At 54.2% G+C, this 15339-nt stretch carries 14 protein-coding genes; 6 read left to right on the top strand and 8 right to left on the bottom strand.

Translation table 11 applies throughout. The features are described 5' to 3' along the window. Nucleotides 1-47 precede the first annotated feature (47 nt). Nucleotides 48-428: an aspartate 1-decarboxylase gene (gene panD / locus ACWWFX_RS14560; RefSeq protein ID WP_015965876.1), complete on the top strand. Its 381-nt coding sequence runs from the start codon at nt 48-50 to the stop codon at nt 426-428. A gap of 5 nt (nt 429-433) precedes the next feature. Here panD and ACWWFX_RS14555 read toward each other — a convergent pair whose 3' ends face one another. The 4 genes from ACWWFX_RS14555 to ACWWFX_RS14540 all read right to left on the bottom strand — a co-directional run bounded on the left by ACWWFX_RS14555 (nt 434) and on the right by ACWWFX_RS14540 (nt 3978). Further along, nucleotides 434-1681 (bottom strand): polysaccharide deacetylase family protein, encoded by a 1248-nt coding sequence (locus tag ACWWFX_RS14555; protein ID WP_276221679.1) that lies wholly within the window; start codon nt 1679-1681, stop codon nt 434-436. A 61-nt stretch (nt 1682-1742) separates the two neighbouring features. Then, entirely contained in the window at nt 1743-2183 is a 441-nt protein-coding gene (locus tag ACWWFX_RS14550; protein WP_276221681.1) for a PTS sugar transporter subunit IIA, read from the bottom strand. Nucleotides 2184-2284: 101 nt separating this feature from the next. Next, on the bottom strand, nt 2285-3055 hold the full coding sequence (locus ACWWFX_RS14545) for an ABC transporter permease (protein ID WP_276221683.1): 771 nt from the start codon (nt 3053-3055) through the stop codon (nt 2285-2287). After that, complete coding sequence (locus tag ACWWFX_RS14540) at nt 3052-3978, bottom strand: ABC transporter ATP-binding protein (protein WP_473224115.1); 927 nt, start codon at nt 3976-3978, stop codon at nt 3052-3054. Before ACWWFX_RS14540 ends, ACWWFX_RS14545 begins: the two co-directional genes overlap by 4 nt. Nucleotides 3979-4083: 105 nt before the next feature. Between ACWWFX_RS14540 and can the strand changes: the two genes are divergently transcribed. Beyond that, nucleotides 4084-4746 (top strand): carbonate dehydratase, encoded by a 663-nt coding sequence (gene can, locus ACWWFX_RS14535; RefSeq protein ID WP_149463140.1) that lies wholly within the window; start codon nt 4084-4086, stop codon nt 4744-4746. Nucleotides 4747-4838: 92 nt separating this feature from the next. On the opposite strand, the gene hpt is transcribed toward can, so the two are convergent. After that, a complete protein-coding gene (gene hpt, locus ACWWFX_RS14530) occupies nt 4839-5375 on the bottom strand; it encodes a hypoxanthine phosphoribosyltransferase (protein WP_015965881.1) in 537 nt (178 codons plus the stop codon). Between the two features lie 205 nt (nt 5376-5580). Between hpt and ACWWFX_RS14525 the strand changes: the two genes are divergently transcribed. Then, nucleotides 5581-7971: a glucose/quinate/shikimate family membrane-bound PQQ-dependent dehydrogenase gene (locus ACWWFX_RS14525; protein WP_473224114.1), complete on the top strand. Its 2391-nt coding sequence runs from the start codon at nt 5581-5583 to the stop codon at nt 7969-7971. Nucleotides 7972-8007: 36 nt separating this feature from the next. Here ACWWFX_RS14525 and cueO read toward each other — a convergent pair whose 3' ends face one another. Continuing rightward, complete coding sequence (gene cueO / locus ACWWFX_RS14520) at nt 8008-9567, bottom strand: multicopper oxidase CueO (protein ID WP_473224141.1); 1560 nt, start codon at nt 9565-9567, stop codon at nt 8008-8010. A 146-nt stretch (nt 9568-9713) separates the two neighbouring features. On the opposite strand from cueO, the gene ACWWFX_RS14515 reads away from it, so the two are divergent. The 3 genes from ACWWFX_RS14515 to speD all read left to right on the top strand — a co-directional run bounded on the left by ACWWFX_RS14515 (nt 9714) and on the right by speD (nt 11834). Continuing rightward, complete coding sequence (locus tag ACWWFX_RS14515; protein WP_015965884.1) at nt 9714-10061, top strand: YacC family pilotin-like protein; 348 nt, start codon at nt 9714-9716, stop codon at nt 10059-10061. Nucleotides 10062-10164: 103 nt separating this feature from the next. Then, on the top strand, nt 10165-11025 hold the full coding sequence (gene speE / locus ACWWFX_RS14510; RefSeq protein WP_473224113.1) for a polyamine aminopropyltransferase: 861 nt from the start codon (nt 10165-10167) through the stop codon (nt 11023-11025). 20 nt (nt 11026-11045) lie between these two features. Then, nucleotides 11046-11834 (top strand): adenosylmethionine decarboxylase, encoded by a 789-nt coding sequence (gene speD, locus ACWWFX_RS14505; RefSeq protein WP_473224112.1) that lies wholly within the window; start codon nt 11046-11048, stop codon nt 11832-11834. 67 nt (nt 11835-11901) lie between these two features. On the opposite strand, the gene yacL is transcribed toward speD, so the two are convergent. Together yacL and acnB are read right to left on the bottom strand one after the other, a co-directional pair. Beyond that, entirely contained in the window at nt 11902-12264 is a 363-nt protein-coding gene (gene yacL, locus ACWWFX_RS14500; protein WP_473224111.1) for a protein YacL, read from the bottom strand. 288 nt (nt 12265-12552) lie between these two features. Further along, nucleotides 12553-15150 (bottom strand): bifunctional aconitate hydratase 2/2-methylisocitrate dehydratase, encoded by a 2598-nt coding sequence (gene acnB, locus ACWWFX_RS14495; protein WP_276221697.1) that lies wholly within the window; start codon nt 15148-15150, stop codon nt 12553-12555. Nucleotides 15151-15339: the final 189 nt, after the last annotated feature.

Raw genomic sequence — 15339 nt, 5'->3', positions numbered from 1 at the left:
GATATTCACATCAGCTTTGTTATCGTTATGGTAGAAAGGTAGAAGTTATGATTCGCACTATGCTGCAAGGTAAGCTCCATCGCGTCAAAGTGACCCAGGCTGACCTGCACTACGAAGGCTCTTGCGCCATTGACCAGGATTTCCTTGACGCTGCCGGTATTCTTGAAAACGAAGCCATTGATATCTGGAACGTGACCAATGGTAAGCGCTTTTCCACTTACGCGATCGCGGCAGAGCGCGGTTCCCGCATCATCTCCGTAAACGGCGCAGCAGCGCATTGTGCGGAAGTGGGCGATATCGTGATCATCGCAAGCTTCGTCACCATGCCGGATGAAGAAGCCCGCACCTGGCGTCCGAAAGTCGCTTACTTCGAAGGCGACAACGAGATGAAACGCACCGCGAAAGCAATTCCGGTTCAGGTTGCCTGATTGCCCTACCCCTGCGGCTGGTTGCTGACCAGCCGCGACATCGTCTCCAGCGAATCCGTTCTTAAGATGTAGAGTCGTTTCAACAGGAACGGATTATCCCCCGGCTTCACCTTCCCTTTCATCGTCGTCACCGCCAGATGGAACCCCGCGTCGTTTGCCGCTTGCACCGCCGTGGCGTTATAGCCGCCAAAGGGGTAAGAGAGATACAGCACGTGCGGGTTGAACTGCGCCAGCGCCCGGCGCGAGCGTTTAAAGTCGAACAGAATATTGTGATAACTGCGGCTCAATAATATCGGATGACGAGAGTAGTCAACACGATGCAGGAAGTGGGTATGTGACTGGAAATCAAACACATCCTGAATCCCACGCAGTTCAGAAATACTCATAAATTGCAGCGATTTCGGGTCCCACTTTTGCGGATGCGCTTTGATGCGCGACGAGATAATAAACGCCGTCGCTTTAAAGCCGTACTGCTTCAGCACCGGATACGCATAGCGGCTGACCGATTTCAGGCCATCATCAAAAGTGATAACCACCGCCCGCGCCGGAAGATTCATTTTGTTTCGCACGTAACCTTCCAGCTGATACATACTCAGGGTGGTATAGCCCCTGTCGCGCAGCCAGGTCATCTGGTTGTTGAAAGCACGTACCGAGGTGGTGGTGGAGGTGTGGCGGAAGCGCGTATTTTCTTCATCACGCAGGATGTGATGATAGGTGAGCACGGGAATACCATTGTCGATTTGTGCATCAAGCGAGCTCACATAGGCCAGCCGATTGCCAATGCGGATTTGATACCAGGTCTGGTTTAAGCGCCCTTTCAACGCGCTCAGTATGGGATAACGCAAGTTCTCCGCCAGTGTACCGAAAGGCGCGCTGCCGGCATCCGGCGCGTTATACACCGGCGTATCTTTCCAGGTGATCAGGTTCTGATTGCTTGAAGGCCGATGTAAATCGCCGAGCCCATCCTCGACGCGCTGCCGCCCTTGTACCAGTTCAAGATGATCTTTATCGATAAATCCGGTGCCGAACCCGAAGCGAAACTCATAGTAATCCGCCGCCGTGGGCACCACATCAAGGATTTGCCCGGCGCGAATATTGCCCACCGTAATGACACGATCCCCAACCTGCGCCCAAACAGCCGCATCTTCAGTGGTTTGCATATAGCGAGGAGGAAGCCCTTGTGGGGCTGTCAGAGCAGCAGCCGCGTTGCCGGAAAGCAGCAACGTCAGCACGAATACAAAGCGCATCAACATGGATAAGAACCGCAGCAAATAACTGTCGCTATTGTAACAAAAGCGACATCAATAACTACGGTTAATATTTATACGCATCATGCAGCAGGACAAAGGGAGGATTCTTTTGCTGCTGGTGCCAAAGACTGCTGACGCCTGCCGGGCCGCGATCGACAATCGCATTACGGAAAGCCTCGCTGCTGAGCGTTTCCCGCAAAGGATAGTACTGGGCGAGTAAGGGGAAATCGATGCCGGAAATCACTTCACAGCGATCGTGCTTATGGCTCATTAAAGCCGCAACGCGGTAAGGCGCAGCCCCGGTTTTATCGGTCAGGAAAATGACGCCATCGCCGGAATCGGCCTGATGCAACGCATCACACATCATACGGCTGAGCATATTAGCGCTCATTCCGCGCCAGTAATTTACTGCCCGACACTGAGCCAACGGGCCAAATTTTTTCTCCAGACGCTCCAGCAGTTCCTCTGCTTTATCATCATGGCAGGCTATCACCCAACCTAACATCGCTTACCTCCCTGGTAAAAGCGTACTGTATCGGGAATAACGAGATAAGTCGGTGATAGCGGTCTACTTTTTCCCCCGGAAGAACCGGGGGAGGCAGTAAATTAGCTGCGCAGGCCACGCCCACGCTGAATCAAATACCAGCAGAGCATGTAGAAAGCGATGATAAAGATCACCAGCACGCCGAAAGTGGTCACCAGTGGCACATCATGAATGCCGAGGAAGCCGTAGCGGAAACCGCTGATCATGTAGACGATCGGGTTCAGATGCGACAGCCCCTGCCAGAACGGCGGCAGCAGCGTCAGAGAGTAGAACACCCCGCCAAGATAGGTCAGCGGCGTCAGCACGAAGGTTGGGATCAGGCTAATATCATCAAAGGTTTTAGCGAAGACCGCATTCAGCAGGCCCGCCAGCGAGAAAAGCACCGCCGTCAGAATCAACGTTAACGCCACAAACACCCATGAATGCACCTGGAATGGCACAAAGAACAGGGAAATTGCCGTCACCAGAATGCCGACGCACAGCCCGCGCGCCACGCCGCCGCCGACATAACCGGCAATGATCACATGCGTCGGTACGGGTGCGACCAGCAGCTCTTCAATATTACGCTGGAATTTCGCGCTGAAGAATGAGGACGCGACGTTAGCATAAGCGTTAGTGATAACAGACATCATGATCAGCCCCGGCACAATAAACTGCATATAGCTAAAGCCATGCATTTCGCCGATACGCGAACCAATCAGGTTACCGAAAATAATAAAGTAGAGGGTCATGGTGATGACCGGCGGCACCAGGGTTTGCACCCAGATACGCATAAAACGGTGAATTTCTTTCGCCCAGATGCTTTTCAGCGCCACCCAGTAAAGCTGCATCATGCCTGCTCTCCTTGTTTTTCATGGACCAGCGAGACAAACAGCTCTTCCAGTCGGTTCGCTTTGTTACGCATACTTAATACCTGAATGCCCTGCGCGCTAAGCTGAGCGAATACGCTGTTGATCCCCTGCTCACGCAGCACTTCCACTTCTAACGTTGAGGTGTCAACCAGTCGATACTGATAGCCTTCAAGCGTTGGCAGCGGGCTTTTCGGCGCTAAATCCAGGATGAAGGTTTCCGATTTCAGTTTAGAAAGCAGATTCTTCATCGAGGTATTTTCCACCAGCGTACCGTGCTGAATGATGCCGATGTTGCGGCACAGCATTTCAGCTTCTTCCAGGTAGTGAGTGGTAAGAATGATTGTGGTGCCTTTGTCGTTTAAATCCTTCAAAAATCCCCACATTGAGCGGCGAAGTTCGATATCCACACCCGCCGTCGGTTCATCCAGAATCAGCAGTTTTGGCTCGTGCATCAGCGCGCGGGCAATCATCAAACGACGCTTCATCCCACCGGACAACATACGCGCACGTTCGTTACGTTTTTCCCACAGATCGAGCTGTTTTAAATACTTTTCGCTGCGTTCAACGGCATCTTTATGTTCAACGCCATAATAGCCCGCCTGATGCACCACAATCTGCTGCACGGTTTCAAACGGATTGAAGTTAAACTCCTGCGGCACCAGGCCTAGCTGGCGTTTCGCATTCACCACATCTTTTTGCAGATCGTAGCCAAACACGCTCACAGAGCCCGACGATTTGTTCACCAGCGAGCTGATAATGCCGATAGTGGTCGATTTACCCGCACCGTTCGGCCCGAGCAGCGCGTAGAAGTCTCCGGCTTCCACTTGCAGGTCGATTCCGCGCAGTGCCTGGACGCCCCCAGGATAGGTTTTTTTAAGCTGTTTTAGTTCCAGTGCAATGGTCATTGAATATCTCTTTTGAATTCTTGCGTTCAATGTATGGTTTTAAAAAAAGTCGAGTTGACCTATATTAGCGCAACGCACTTACTTGGTTACAGGTCGTTAACCTCCATGAAAGACATAGATACACTCATCAGCAACAATGAACTATGGTCAAAAATGCTGGTGGAAGAGGACCCCGGATTTTTCGAGAAACTGGCACAAGCGCAGAAACCGCGCTTTCTATGGATTGGATGTTCCGACAGCCGCGTTCCCGCCGAACGTTTAACCGGCCTTGAGCCGGGCGAATTATTTGTTCACCGAAATGTTGCCAACCTGGTCATTCACACCGATTTGAACTGTCTCTCCGTGGTTCAGTACGCGGTGGATGTGCTGGAAGTTGAGCACATCATCATTTGCGGCCACTACGGCTGCGGCGGTGTTCAGGCAGCCGTTGAAAACCCAGAGCTGGGTCTTATCAACAACTGGTTACTGCACATTCGCGATATCTGGTTCAAACACAGTTCACTGTTAGGCGAAATGCCGCAGGAGCGCCGTCTGGACACGCTTTGCGAACTGAACGTCATGGAACAGGTGTATAACCTGGGTCACTCTACCATTATGCAGTCAGCGTGGAAACGTGGGCAGAAAGTGACGGTTCACGGCTGGGCCTACGGTATTCACGACGGCCTGCTGCGCGATCTCGATGTGACGGCAACCAACCGCGAAACCCTGGAGCAGCGCTATCGCCACGGGATTTCCAACCTCAAGCTGAAACACGCTAATCACAAGTAATACCTGTTAAAAAGCCGGGCGGCGGCATCGCCTCACCCGGCTCAGGACAGGTAGGTCGGATAAGCGAAGCGCCATCCGACACCAAACGTCAATTACTCGTCCAGCAGGACCACTTTTCCGACATACGGCAGATGGCGATAACGCTGTGCGTAATCGATGCCATAACCCACCACAAACTCATCTTCAATGGCAAAGCCCACGTACTCAACCGGCACGTTCACTTCGCGGCGGGACGGTTTATCCAGCAGCGTACAGATTGCCAGTGATTTCGGCCCACGCAGGCTGAGAATTTCGCGTACTTTCGACAGCGTGTTCCCGGAGTCGATAATGTCTTCCACGATTAAAACATCTTTACCGCGAATGTCTTCATCCAGGTCTTTGAGGATCTTCACGTCACGGGTGGTGGACATACCGCTGCCGTAGCTGGAAGCCGTCATAAAATCGACTTCGTGGGAGACATGCACTTCACGGCACAGGTCAGCCATGAACATAAATGAGCCGCGCAGCAAACCCACTAACACCATTTCACTGCCACTGTCTTTATAGTGCTCAGTAATCTGACGGCCCAATTCAGCGATACGCGCTTTGATCTCCGCTTCCGGGATCATCACTTCCACAGTATGTTTCATAAAACTAACCATATGATTTTAGAGGTAAATCTATCGACATCCCGGCGCTACGCCCAGACGTCGTTCGGCAAGCGCGTCAGTATACCAGCAAATCGATTTCTCCGCTGAATTGGATAATAAAGCAAATTTTGTGATACCCGTCACACTTGTTAAATCCTATAATCTATTGAAAGCAATAATTAACAAACTGACGCGAGTATTCTCTATGGCAGAAACAAATTCACAACAACCACGGTTACTCGTGGTGCTCACGGCCATTTTTGCGGCTATCTGTGGGCTCTATCTTCTCATCGGAGGAGGCTGGCTGGTCGCCATTGGCGGCTCCTGGTACTACCCTATTGCAGGTCTGGTGATGCTGGCCGTTGCAGCGATGCTGTGGCGCGGCAAGCGTGCGGCGCTTTGGTTATATGCGGCTTTCCTGCTGGCGACCATGATTTGGGGCGTTTGGGAAGTCGGCTTTGACTTCTGGGCGCTGACTCCGCGCAGCGATATTCTGGTCTTCTTCGGTATCTGGCTGATTCTGCCCTTTGTCTGGCGTCGCCTGATTATCCCTTCCGGCGGAGCCGTTGCCGCGCTGGTTGTCGCGCTGCTGATTAGCGGCGGCATCCTGACCTGGGCTGGCTTCAATGACCCGCAGGAAGTCAATGGCACGCTGAGTGCTGATGCGACCCCAGCCGAACCGATTTCCACCGTGGCGGATCAAGACTGGCCTGCCTATGGTCGTAATCAGGAAGGCCAGCGTTTCTCCCCCCTCAAGCAGATCAACGCCGAGAACGTTCACAAGTTAAAAGAAGCCTGGGTTTTCCGCACGGGTGACCTGAAGCGCGAGGACGATCCGGGTGAGCTGACCAACGAAGTGACGCCGATTAAAGTCGGCAACATGCTTTATCTCTGTACCGCCCACCAGCGTCTGTTCGCGCTTGATGCGGCCACCGGGAAAGAGAAGTGGCATTTCGACCCACAACTGAATTCCAATTCCAGCTTCCAGCACGTCACCTGCCGTGGTGTTTCATACCACGAAGCGCGCGCTGAAACAGCGAGCCCGGAAGTGGTAGCCGACTGTCCACGTCGTATCATTCTGCCTGTGAATGATGGTCGTCTGTTTGCGGTCAACGCTGAAACCGGCAAGCTGTGCGAAACCTTTGCCAACAAAGGTATCCTCAACCTGCAAACCAACATGCCGGATACCACGCCAGGCCTGTATGAACCCACCTCTCCACCGATTATCACCGATAAAACTATCGTGATTGCCGGTTCGGTGACCGATAACTTCTCAACCCGTGAAACCTCTGGCGTTATTCGTGGCTTCGACGTGAACACCGGTAAGCTGCTGTGGGCGTTTGATCCAGGCGCGAAAGATCCGAACGCTATTCCGTCGGATGAACACACCTTCACGTTCAACTCACCCAACTCCTGGGCCCCGGCGGCCTATGACGCGAAGCTGGATCTGGTCTACCTGCCGATGGGCGTGACCACCCCGGATATCTGGGGCGGCAACCGTACGCCGGAACAGGAACGCTACGCCAGCTCCATCGTGGCGCTGAACGCCACTACCGGCAAACTGGTGTGGAGCTACCAGACCGTTCACCACGATCTGTGGGATATGGATATGCCGTCCCAGCCGACGCTGGCGGATATCACGGTGAAAGGCGAGAAAGTACCGGTGATTTACGCACCGGCAAAAACCGGCAACATCTTTGTCCTCGATCGCCGTAACGGCGAACTGGTTGTTCCGGCCCCGGAAAAACCAGTTCCGCAGGGCGCGGCAAAAGGCGACTACGTCACTAAGACGCAGCCGTTCTCCGAACTGAGCTTCCGTCCGAAGAAAGATTTGACCGGCGCGGATATGTGGGGCGCCACCATGTTCGACCAACTGGTGTGCCGCGTGATGTTCCATCAGATGCGCTATGAAGGCATCTTCACCCCGCCGTCTGAGCAGGGCACGCTGGTGTTCCCGGGTAACCTGGGGATGTTCGAGTGGGGCGGTATTTCCGTTGACCCGAACCGTCAGGTGGCGATTGCTAACCCGATGGCGCTGCCGTTTGTCTCTAAACTGATCCCGCGCGGCCCAGGCAACCCGATGGAGCCGCCAAAAGACGCGAAAGGCAGCGGTACCGAATCCGGTATTCAGCCGCAGTACGGCGTACCGTTCGGCGTTACGCTGAACCCGTTCCTGTCGCCGTTCGGCCTGCCGTGCAAGCAGCCAGCCTGGGGTTACATCTCGGCGCTGGATCTGAAAACCAACGAAGTAGTGTGGAAAAAACGTATAGGTACCCCACAAGACAGCATGCCGTTCCCGATGCCGGTTCCGGTGCCGTTTAACATGGGTATGCCAATGCTGGGCGGGCCTATCTCCACCGCAGGTAACGTTCTGTTCATCGCGGCAACCGCCGATAACTATCTGCGCGCGTACAACATGAGCAATGGTGAAAAACTGTGGCAGGGCCGTTTACCGGCAGGCGGTCAGGCAACGCCAATGACCTATGAAGCGAATGGCAAGCAGTATGTTGTCATCTCCGCAGGCGGCCATGGTTCATTTGGTACGAAGATGGGCGACTATATTGTCGCGTATGCGCTGCCGGATGAAGTGAAGTAATACATATTGCCGGGGGCGCTGCGCCCCCGGCTTTTTTTATACGGTAAACCCTAACATCATCCCCGTATCTTCATGCTCCAGCAGATGGCAGTGCGCCATATAGGCGTGCTCCTTCGGCGCATCGTGATCGAACTTCACTAACACCTCGCTGACATCGCCTTCCACGCGAACCGTGTCTTTCCAACCTGCACGATGGGCCGCAGGTGGCTTGCCGTTTTCCGACACAATCCGGAACTGGGTTCCGTGAATGTGGAACGGGTGCAGCATCATGTCGCCCTTGCCAGAGATAAACCAGCGCTCATACTGCCCTTTGCTGGCGGCAAACATCGGCGTGTTCATGTCAAACGCTTTGCCGTTAATACGGTTAGCGCTGTGGAAGTCAAAACCCCCACCGCCATGATTCATATGGCCCATGTTGCCATGATCCATATTGCCGTGGCCCATCATCTGGCCGTGCTGCATATTGCCCATCGCGCCCGCGCCATACTTTTTCATCAGCGCCTGCATGCCCATCATATCGAGCTTCGGGTCCATAGAAAGCTGGAGTCTGCGTTCGGTCAGGCCGTCTAATGATGGCAGAGCAGGCAGTGATGACAACATATCCGGCAATTCACCCGATGCGTTGATCGTGACCGGCTGTACGCGCAGAACCGGATGCGCTTTATCGAATGGCGCAACGGCCATTCCCATCTGATTGACCGGGAGCGTGACGATATCAAATGGCTTCCCGTCGCGGGTCTCGACCAGCACTTCAAAACGTTCGCCCATCAGCATCGGCAGTTCCGTCACTTTGACAGGTTCGGCCAACAAGCCTCCATCGCTTGCCACCACATACAGTGGGCGATTATCGCTGGCAGCAATGGTCAGGGAACGCGCGTTACAACCGTTAAGCAGGCGCAGGCGCAGCCAGCCGCGCGGTGCGGCGTGCTGCGGGTAGATGGCGCCATTGGTCAGCAGCGTGTCGCCAAACCAACCGACGGCGGCAGTCATCACATCGAGCTGATAATCAATTTCACCGTCGGCGCTGAATTTTTTATCCTGAATAATGACCGGCACATCATCGATGCCCCACTGCTTTGGCAGCATCAGACGACGAATATCGTCATCCTCAATCACGACCAGCCCCGCCAGCCCCATCGCCACCTGATGCCCCGTTTTGCCATGCTGATGTGGGTGGAACCAGCAGGTTGCGGCACGTTGAGCGGGCGTGAAGGTGACCGTACGTTGGCCGCCAGGTTTAATGATGCCCTGCGGGCCGCCGTCTACCTCACCGGGTACTTCAAGGCCGTGCCAGTGAACGGTGGTCTCTTCCGCCAGTTGGTTATGAATATTGACGGTGATGGGTTTCCCCTTCGTCAACTGAATGGCCGGGCCCAGTAAGTTACCGTTATAGCCCCATGTCGTGGCGCTTTTCGCACCAAACTGCGTTTTCCCCGCCTGAACGGTGAGGGTCACCTGGCTTCGCGCATCGGCGGCAAGCAAAGCGGGAACAGGAAGTGCGGGACGATCGGCGGCGAAAACCGCGCGACTCCAGAGCGGTAATGCGCTCGCCACACTGACGGCGGCGCTCAATTTCAGAAATTCACGACGGTGCATCATTACATCCTTTTGCTGGCTGCGGGTGAATATTTGAGCTTAAACCCTACCCTTGCGGTAAGGTCAAGTAAGAAGCGTTGAAAAAGGCTCTGCGTCCCGTCTGGAAGTGTGCTAACGTTGAATCTCGACGAGGTAAGGTAGAAGAAATGAAGACGTTTTTCCGTACAATGCTGCTTGGATGTCTGTTAGCCACGTCCAGCCACAGCTATGCATTAAGCGAGTCTGAAGCAGAAGACATGGCCGATCTCACTGCGGTGTTTGTGTTCCTGAAAAACGACTGTGGCTACCAAAATCTACCGAATGGCCAGATTCGTCGTGCCCTCGTTTTCTTTGCCCAGCAAAATCAGTGGGATCTCAGCAACTACGATACCTTTGACATGAAATCGCTTGGCGAAGACAGCTATCGCGATCTCAGCGGTATTGGCATCCCGACTGCAAAAAAATGCAAATCGCTGGCTCGCGACTCCCTGAGCCTGCTCGCCTACGTGAAGTAACTCTCTCTACCTTCCTGCTGAAAAAACGACCGTGCGCCCACGGTCATTGTTAGCTATGATGTTGCGCCTGTTTCAAAGGTGTTAACAATGGAGGGTTCAAGCGATGTCCGATAACACCGTGTGGCATGAAACGCTGCATGACCAGTTTGGTCAGTACTTTGCCGTGGATAACGTGCTTTATCATGAGAAAACCGATCATCAGGATTTGATCATTTTCGAGAACGCCGCCTTTGGTCGCGTAATGGCGCTGGACGGCGTGGTGCAAACCACCGAGCGCGATGAGTTTATCTATCACGAAATGATGACCCACGTTCCGCTGCTGGCCCACGGCCAGGCGAAGCATGTACTGATTATCGGCGGCGGCGATGGCGCGATGCTGCGTGAAGTCAGCCGTCATAAGAATGTCGAAACCATCACCATGGTGGAAATCGACGCAGGCGTAGTCTCCTTCTGTCGCCAGTATCTCCCCAATCACAATGCCGGTGCCTACGACGACCCGCGCTTTACGCTGGTGATTGACGATGGCGTGAATTTCGTCACTCAAACGGCGAAAACCTTCGACGTGATTATCTCCGACTGCACTGACCCGATTGGCCCCGGCGAAAGCCTGTTCACCTCCGCGTTCTACGAAGGCTGCAAACGCTGCCTGAACCCCGGCGGTGTCTTCGTCGCACAAAACGGCGTTTGCTTCCTCCAGCAGGACGAAGCCCTCGACAGCCATCGCAAACTGAGCCACTACTTTGCTGATGTCTGTTTCTATCAGGCGGCAATTCCTACCTATTACGGCGGCATTATGACCTTTGCCTGGGCGACCGATAACCCGGCACTACGTCATTTATCGACTGAGATTATCCAGGCGCGCTTCCACACCGCGAAGCTTGCGTGTCGCTACTACAATCCGGCCATTCACACCGCGGCGTTCGCGCTGCCGCAATATCTACATGACGCACTGTCCGCACAGTGACGCTAAGGGGGTGAGGAAAATTGAAAAAACTGAAGCTGCACGGCTTTAACAACCTGACCAAGAGCCTGAGTTTTTGTATTTACGATATCTGTTATGCAAAAACCGCAGAAGAGCGCGATGGCTACATCGCCTACATCGATGAACTCTATAACGCCAATCGTCTGACCGAGATCCTGTCAGAAACCTGTTCCATCATCGGCGCGAACATTCTCAACATCGCCCGCCAGGATTACGAACCGCAGGGCGCGAGCGTCACCATTCTGGTGAGCGAAGAACCCGTTGATCCACAATTAATTGATAAAACCGAACATCCCGGCCCGCTGCCGGAAGCGGTGGTGGCACATCTCGATAAGAGCCACATTTGCGTACACACCTATCCGGAAAGCCACCCGGAAGGCGGCCTGTGTACCTTCCGCGCAGATATCGAAGTCTCGACCTGTGGCGTCATTTCACCGCTGAACGCGCTGAACTACCTCATCCACCAGCTGAAATCCGATATTGTCACCATTGATTATCGCGTACGCGGTTTCACCCGCGATATCAACGGCATGAAGCACTTTATCGATCATGAGATTAATTCGATTCAGAACTTTATGTCGGATGACATGAAGTCGCTGTATGACATGGTGGACGTGAATGTGTACCAGGAAAACATCTTCCACACCAAGATGATGCTCAAAGAGTTCGACCTGAAACACTACATGTTCCACACCAAACCGGAAGATTTAACCGACACCGAGCGCAAAGAAATTACCGCTGCGCTATGGAAGGAGATGCGCGAGATTTATTACGCGCGCAATATTGCCTGAACTCAGAGAAGCCGTCCGGCCTACAGTCACTTTAGGTTTGTAGGCCGGATAAGCGAAGCGCCAACCGTTAGCGCTGCTTCAGAAAATCGCGATACGCCGCCACCACCTGTAAAAAATCTTCGACGCCACACAGGGATAAACTCTCTTCATCATAATAGTTCATCCCCTCTTCCATTTCGTCGCCGGTGAATTCCAGCTGGTTTGCGCGGATCATCACCTCCTCGCCATCCAGCCACAGCGTGTATTCATGGCCCGCCTGCTGCCAGGAGCGCTCGCTACCTTTTACCGCACGCGCCGCCTCTTCGACTTCATCCAACAGCGCCAGATTCTCTTTTACTTCTTCATTAAACCAGTGACCGACCACTTCGTGGCCCATCGACATACGCACCTTTACCCCTCCGGTAACATCGCGCAGAAATTCGTAATCCATAATCGTCTTCCTCTGCAAAGGCAATGCGTCAGCGCTGCATTGTACCCATGCTGTAATTATCGCAGTCGACAGGAAGAATAAAAGCGGAGCGGGTTGAAGGAATGGAAATAAAGTGCCTCTCTGTGGCGAAAAGAGGGACGATGGGTCAACTTCTGAGCATATCGGTGCCGGATGGCGCTACGCTTATCCGGCCTACAATAAAGTCCCCGTAGACCGGATAAGCGTAGCGCCATCCGGCAAAAAAAAAGCCACTTCCCAAGAAGTGGCTTTTCACAGCAAGCTAAAACCTTAAACCGCGGTCTGGAAAATCACCCCGTCCGCTTTCTCGGTGTACTGAGAAAGCTGATCGAAGTTCAGATAGCGGTAAGTATCGACAGCGGTTTTATCCACCTGTGCAACATAGGTCTGATACTCGTCCGGCGTTGGCAGTTTGCCAATCAGCGCCGCAACGGCGGCCAGTTCCGCAGAAGCCAGGAAGACGTTCGCGCCGGTACCCAGACGGTTCGGGAAGTTACGGGTTGAGGTGGAAACCACCGTCGCGCCGTCTGCCACACGCGCCTGGTTACCCATACACAGTGAACAGCCCGGGATCTCGATACGCGCACCGCTCTTACCGAAGACGCTGTAGTAGCCCTCTTCCGTCAGCTGCGCAGCGTCCATACGGGTTGGCGGTGCCACCCACAGGCGCGTCGGCAGTTGGCCTTTATGCGCATCCAGCAGTTTACCCGCGGCACGGAAGTGACCGATGTTGGTCATGCAGGAACCGATAAACACTTCGTCGATCTTCTCGCCCTGAACGTCAGAGAGCAGACGCGCGTCATCCGGATCGTTCGGCGCGCACAGAATCGGCTCTTTGATATCGGCCAGATCGATGTCGATCACCGCCGCGTATTCTGCATCGGCATCACCTTCCAGCAGCTCAGGATTCGCCAGCCATTTCTCCATGCCCTGAACACGACGTTCCAGCGTACGACGGTCGCCGTAACCTTCGGCAATCATCCACTTCAGCAGAACGATGTTGGAGCTCAGATACTCTACAATCGGCTCTTTGTTCAGCTTGATGGTACAACCCGCAGCGGAACGTTCAGCGGACGCATCGGTCAGTTCGAACGCTTGTTCAACTTTCAGATCCGGCAGACCTTCGATTTCGAGGATGCGACCAGAGAAGATGTTTTTCTTACCTTTCTTCTCAACGGTCAGCAGACCTTGTTTGATGGCATACAGCGGAATGGCGTGAACCAGATCGCGCAGAGTAATGCCCGGCTGCATTTTGCCTTTGAAGCGCACCAGAACGGATTCCGGCATATCCAGCGGCATGACGCCAGTTGCAGCAGCAAACGCCACCAGACCGGAGCCCGCCGGGAAGGAGATCCCAATCGGGAAACGGGTGTGGGAGTCACCACCGGTACCCACAGTATCCGGCAGCAGCATACGGTTCAGCCAGGAGTGGATGACGCCATCGCCCGGACGCAGCGACACGCCGCCACGGTTCATGATGAAGTCCGGCAGAGTGTGGTGCGTGGTGACGTCAACCGGCTTCGGATACGCCGCGGTGTGACAGAAGGACTGCATCACCAGGTCAGCCGAGAAGCCCAGGCACGCCAGGTCTTTCAGCTCATCACGGGTCATTGGACCGGTGGTGTCCTGAGAACCAACAGAAGTCATCTTCGGTTCGCAGTACGCGCCCGGACGAATGCCTTTCACGCCACAGGCACGGCCAACCATTTTCTGCGCCAGCGAGTAGCCACGGTCGCTTTCCGCCACGTCTTTCGCCTGACGGAACACATCGCTGTGCGGCAGGCCGAGTGATTCACGCGCTTTGGTGGTCAGACCGCGACCGATGATCAGCGGGATACGGCCACCGGCACGCACTTCGTCAATCAGCACGTCGGTTTTCAGTTCAAAGCTTGCCAGCAGTTCGCCAGTTTCGTGGTTACGCACTTCGCCTTTGAACGGGTAAACGTCAATCACGTCGCCCATGTTCAGGTCATTAACGTCCACTTCAATTGGCAGTGCGCCCGCATCTTCCATGGTGTTGAAGAAGATCGGTGCAATTTTGCCGCCCAGGCACAGGCCGCCGCCGCGTTTGTTCGGCACATGCGGGATATCGTCGCCCATGAACCACAGCACGGAGTTAGTCGCGGATTTACGCGAAGAACCGGTACCCACAACATCGCCCACGTAAGCCAGCGGGAAACCTTTCTGTTGCAGAGCTTCGATCTGTTTGATCGGGCCAACCACGCCCGGTTGATCCGGTTCGATCCCTTCACGGGCGTTTTTCAGCATCGCCAGCGCGTGCAGCGGAATATCCGGGCGCGACCACGCATCCGGTGCCGGAGAGAGGTCATCGGTGTTGGTTTCGCCGGTCACTTTGAAGACGGTAACGGTAATTTTTTCAGCCAGTTGCGGACGGTTCAGGAACCATTCGGCGTCAGCCCAGGATTGAATCACCTGCTTCGCGTAAGCGTTGCCCGCTTTCGCTTTCTCTTCTACGTCGTAGAAGTTATCGAACATCAGCAGGGTGTGGGAGAGCGCTTTGGCAGCAATCGGTGCCAGTTTCGCATCGTCCAGCGCGTCGATCAGCGGATGAATGTTGTAGCCGCCCTGCATGGTGCCCAGCAGTTCAATGGCTTTTTCAGGAGTGATCAGCGGGGAAGTCGCTTCGCCTTTGGCGACAGCAGCAAGGAATCCGGCTTTGACGTAAGCAGCTTCATCAACGCCCGGCGGTACACGGTTAATCAACAGGTCTAACAGGAATTCTTCTTCGCCAGCAGGCGGGTTCTTCAGCAGCTCAACCAGCGCGGCCATTTGGGTTGCGTCCAGGGGTTTAGCAACAATCCCTTCGGCGGCACGCTCAGCTACGTGCTCACGGTATTCTTTTAGCACGACGGTATCTCCTCGCTCTCATTGTCATATGCGGTCGGCTCTTCTTCACGCTCCTGTGAGACAGCAGTTTGTAGGGGGTATGCCGGATACCGCAATGGGCAGAATAGCAGGATTTTAGAGAGGTGTTAATCTGTTTACAAAAAAGCAACATAAAATATTGGCTGAATCGTTAAGGATGGTCTATAAACA

The organism is Pseudocitrobacter sp. 2023LY-00077 (assembly GCF_055796175.1).
This window is presented reverse-complemented; position numbering and strand designations above follow the sequence as displayed.

Bases quoted from the DNA above. Each gene is read 5' to 3' on its own strand.
- panD (WP_015965876.1), top strand. From the start codon at position 48: ATGATTCGCACTATGCTGCAAGGTAAGCTCCATCGCGTCAAAGTGACC.
- speE (WP_473224113.1), top strand. From the start codon at position 10,165: ATGTCCGATAACACCGTGTGGCATGAAACGCTGCATGACCAGTTTGGT.
- ACWWFX_RS14540 (WP_473224115.1), bottom strand. From the start codon at position 3,978: ATGACCATTGCACTGGAACTAAAACAGCTTAAAAAAACCTATCCTGGG.
- ACWWFX_RS14555 (WP_276221679.1), bottom strand. From the start codon at position 1,681: ATGTTGATGCGCTTTGTATTCGTGCTGACGTTGCTGCTTTCCGGCAAC.
- ACWWFX_RS14525 (WP_473224114.1), top strand. From the start codon at position 5,581: ATGGCAGAAACAAATTCACAACAACCACGGTTACTCGTGGTGCTCACG.
- ACWWFX_RS14550 (WP_276221681.1), bottom strand. From the start codon at position 2,183: ATGTTAGGTTGGGTGATAGCCTGCCATGATGATAAAGCAGAGGAACTG.
- hpt (WP_015965881.1), bottom strand. From the start codon at position 5,375: ATGAAACATACTGTGGAAGTGATGATCCCGGAAGCGGAGATCAAAGCG.
- ACWWFX_RS14515 (WP_015965884.1), top strand. From the start codon at position 9,714: ATGAAGACGTTTTTCCGTACAATGCTGCTTGGATGTCTGTTAGCCACG.
- cueO (WP_473224141.1), bottom strand. From the start codon at position 9,567: ATGCACCGTCGTGAATTTCTGAAATTGAGCGCCGCCGTCAGTGTGGCG.
- can (WP_149463140.1), top strand. From the start codon at position 4,084: ATGAAAGACATAGATACACTCATCAGCAACAATGAACTATGGTCAAAA.
- ACWWFX_RS14545 (WP_276221683.1), bottom strand. From the start codon at position 3,055: ATGATGCAGCTTTACTGGGTGGCGCTGAAAAGCATCTGGGCGAAAGAA.
- yacL (WP_473224111.1), bottom strand. From the start codon at position 12,264: ATGGATTACGAATTTCTGCGCGATGTTACCGGAGGGGTAAAGGTGCGT.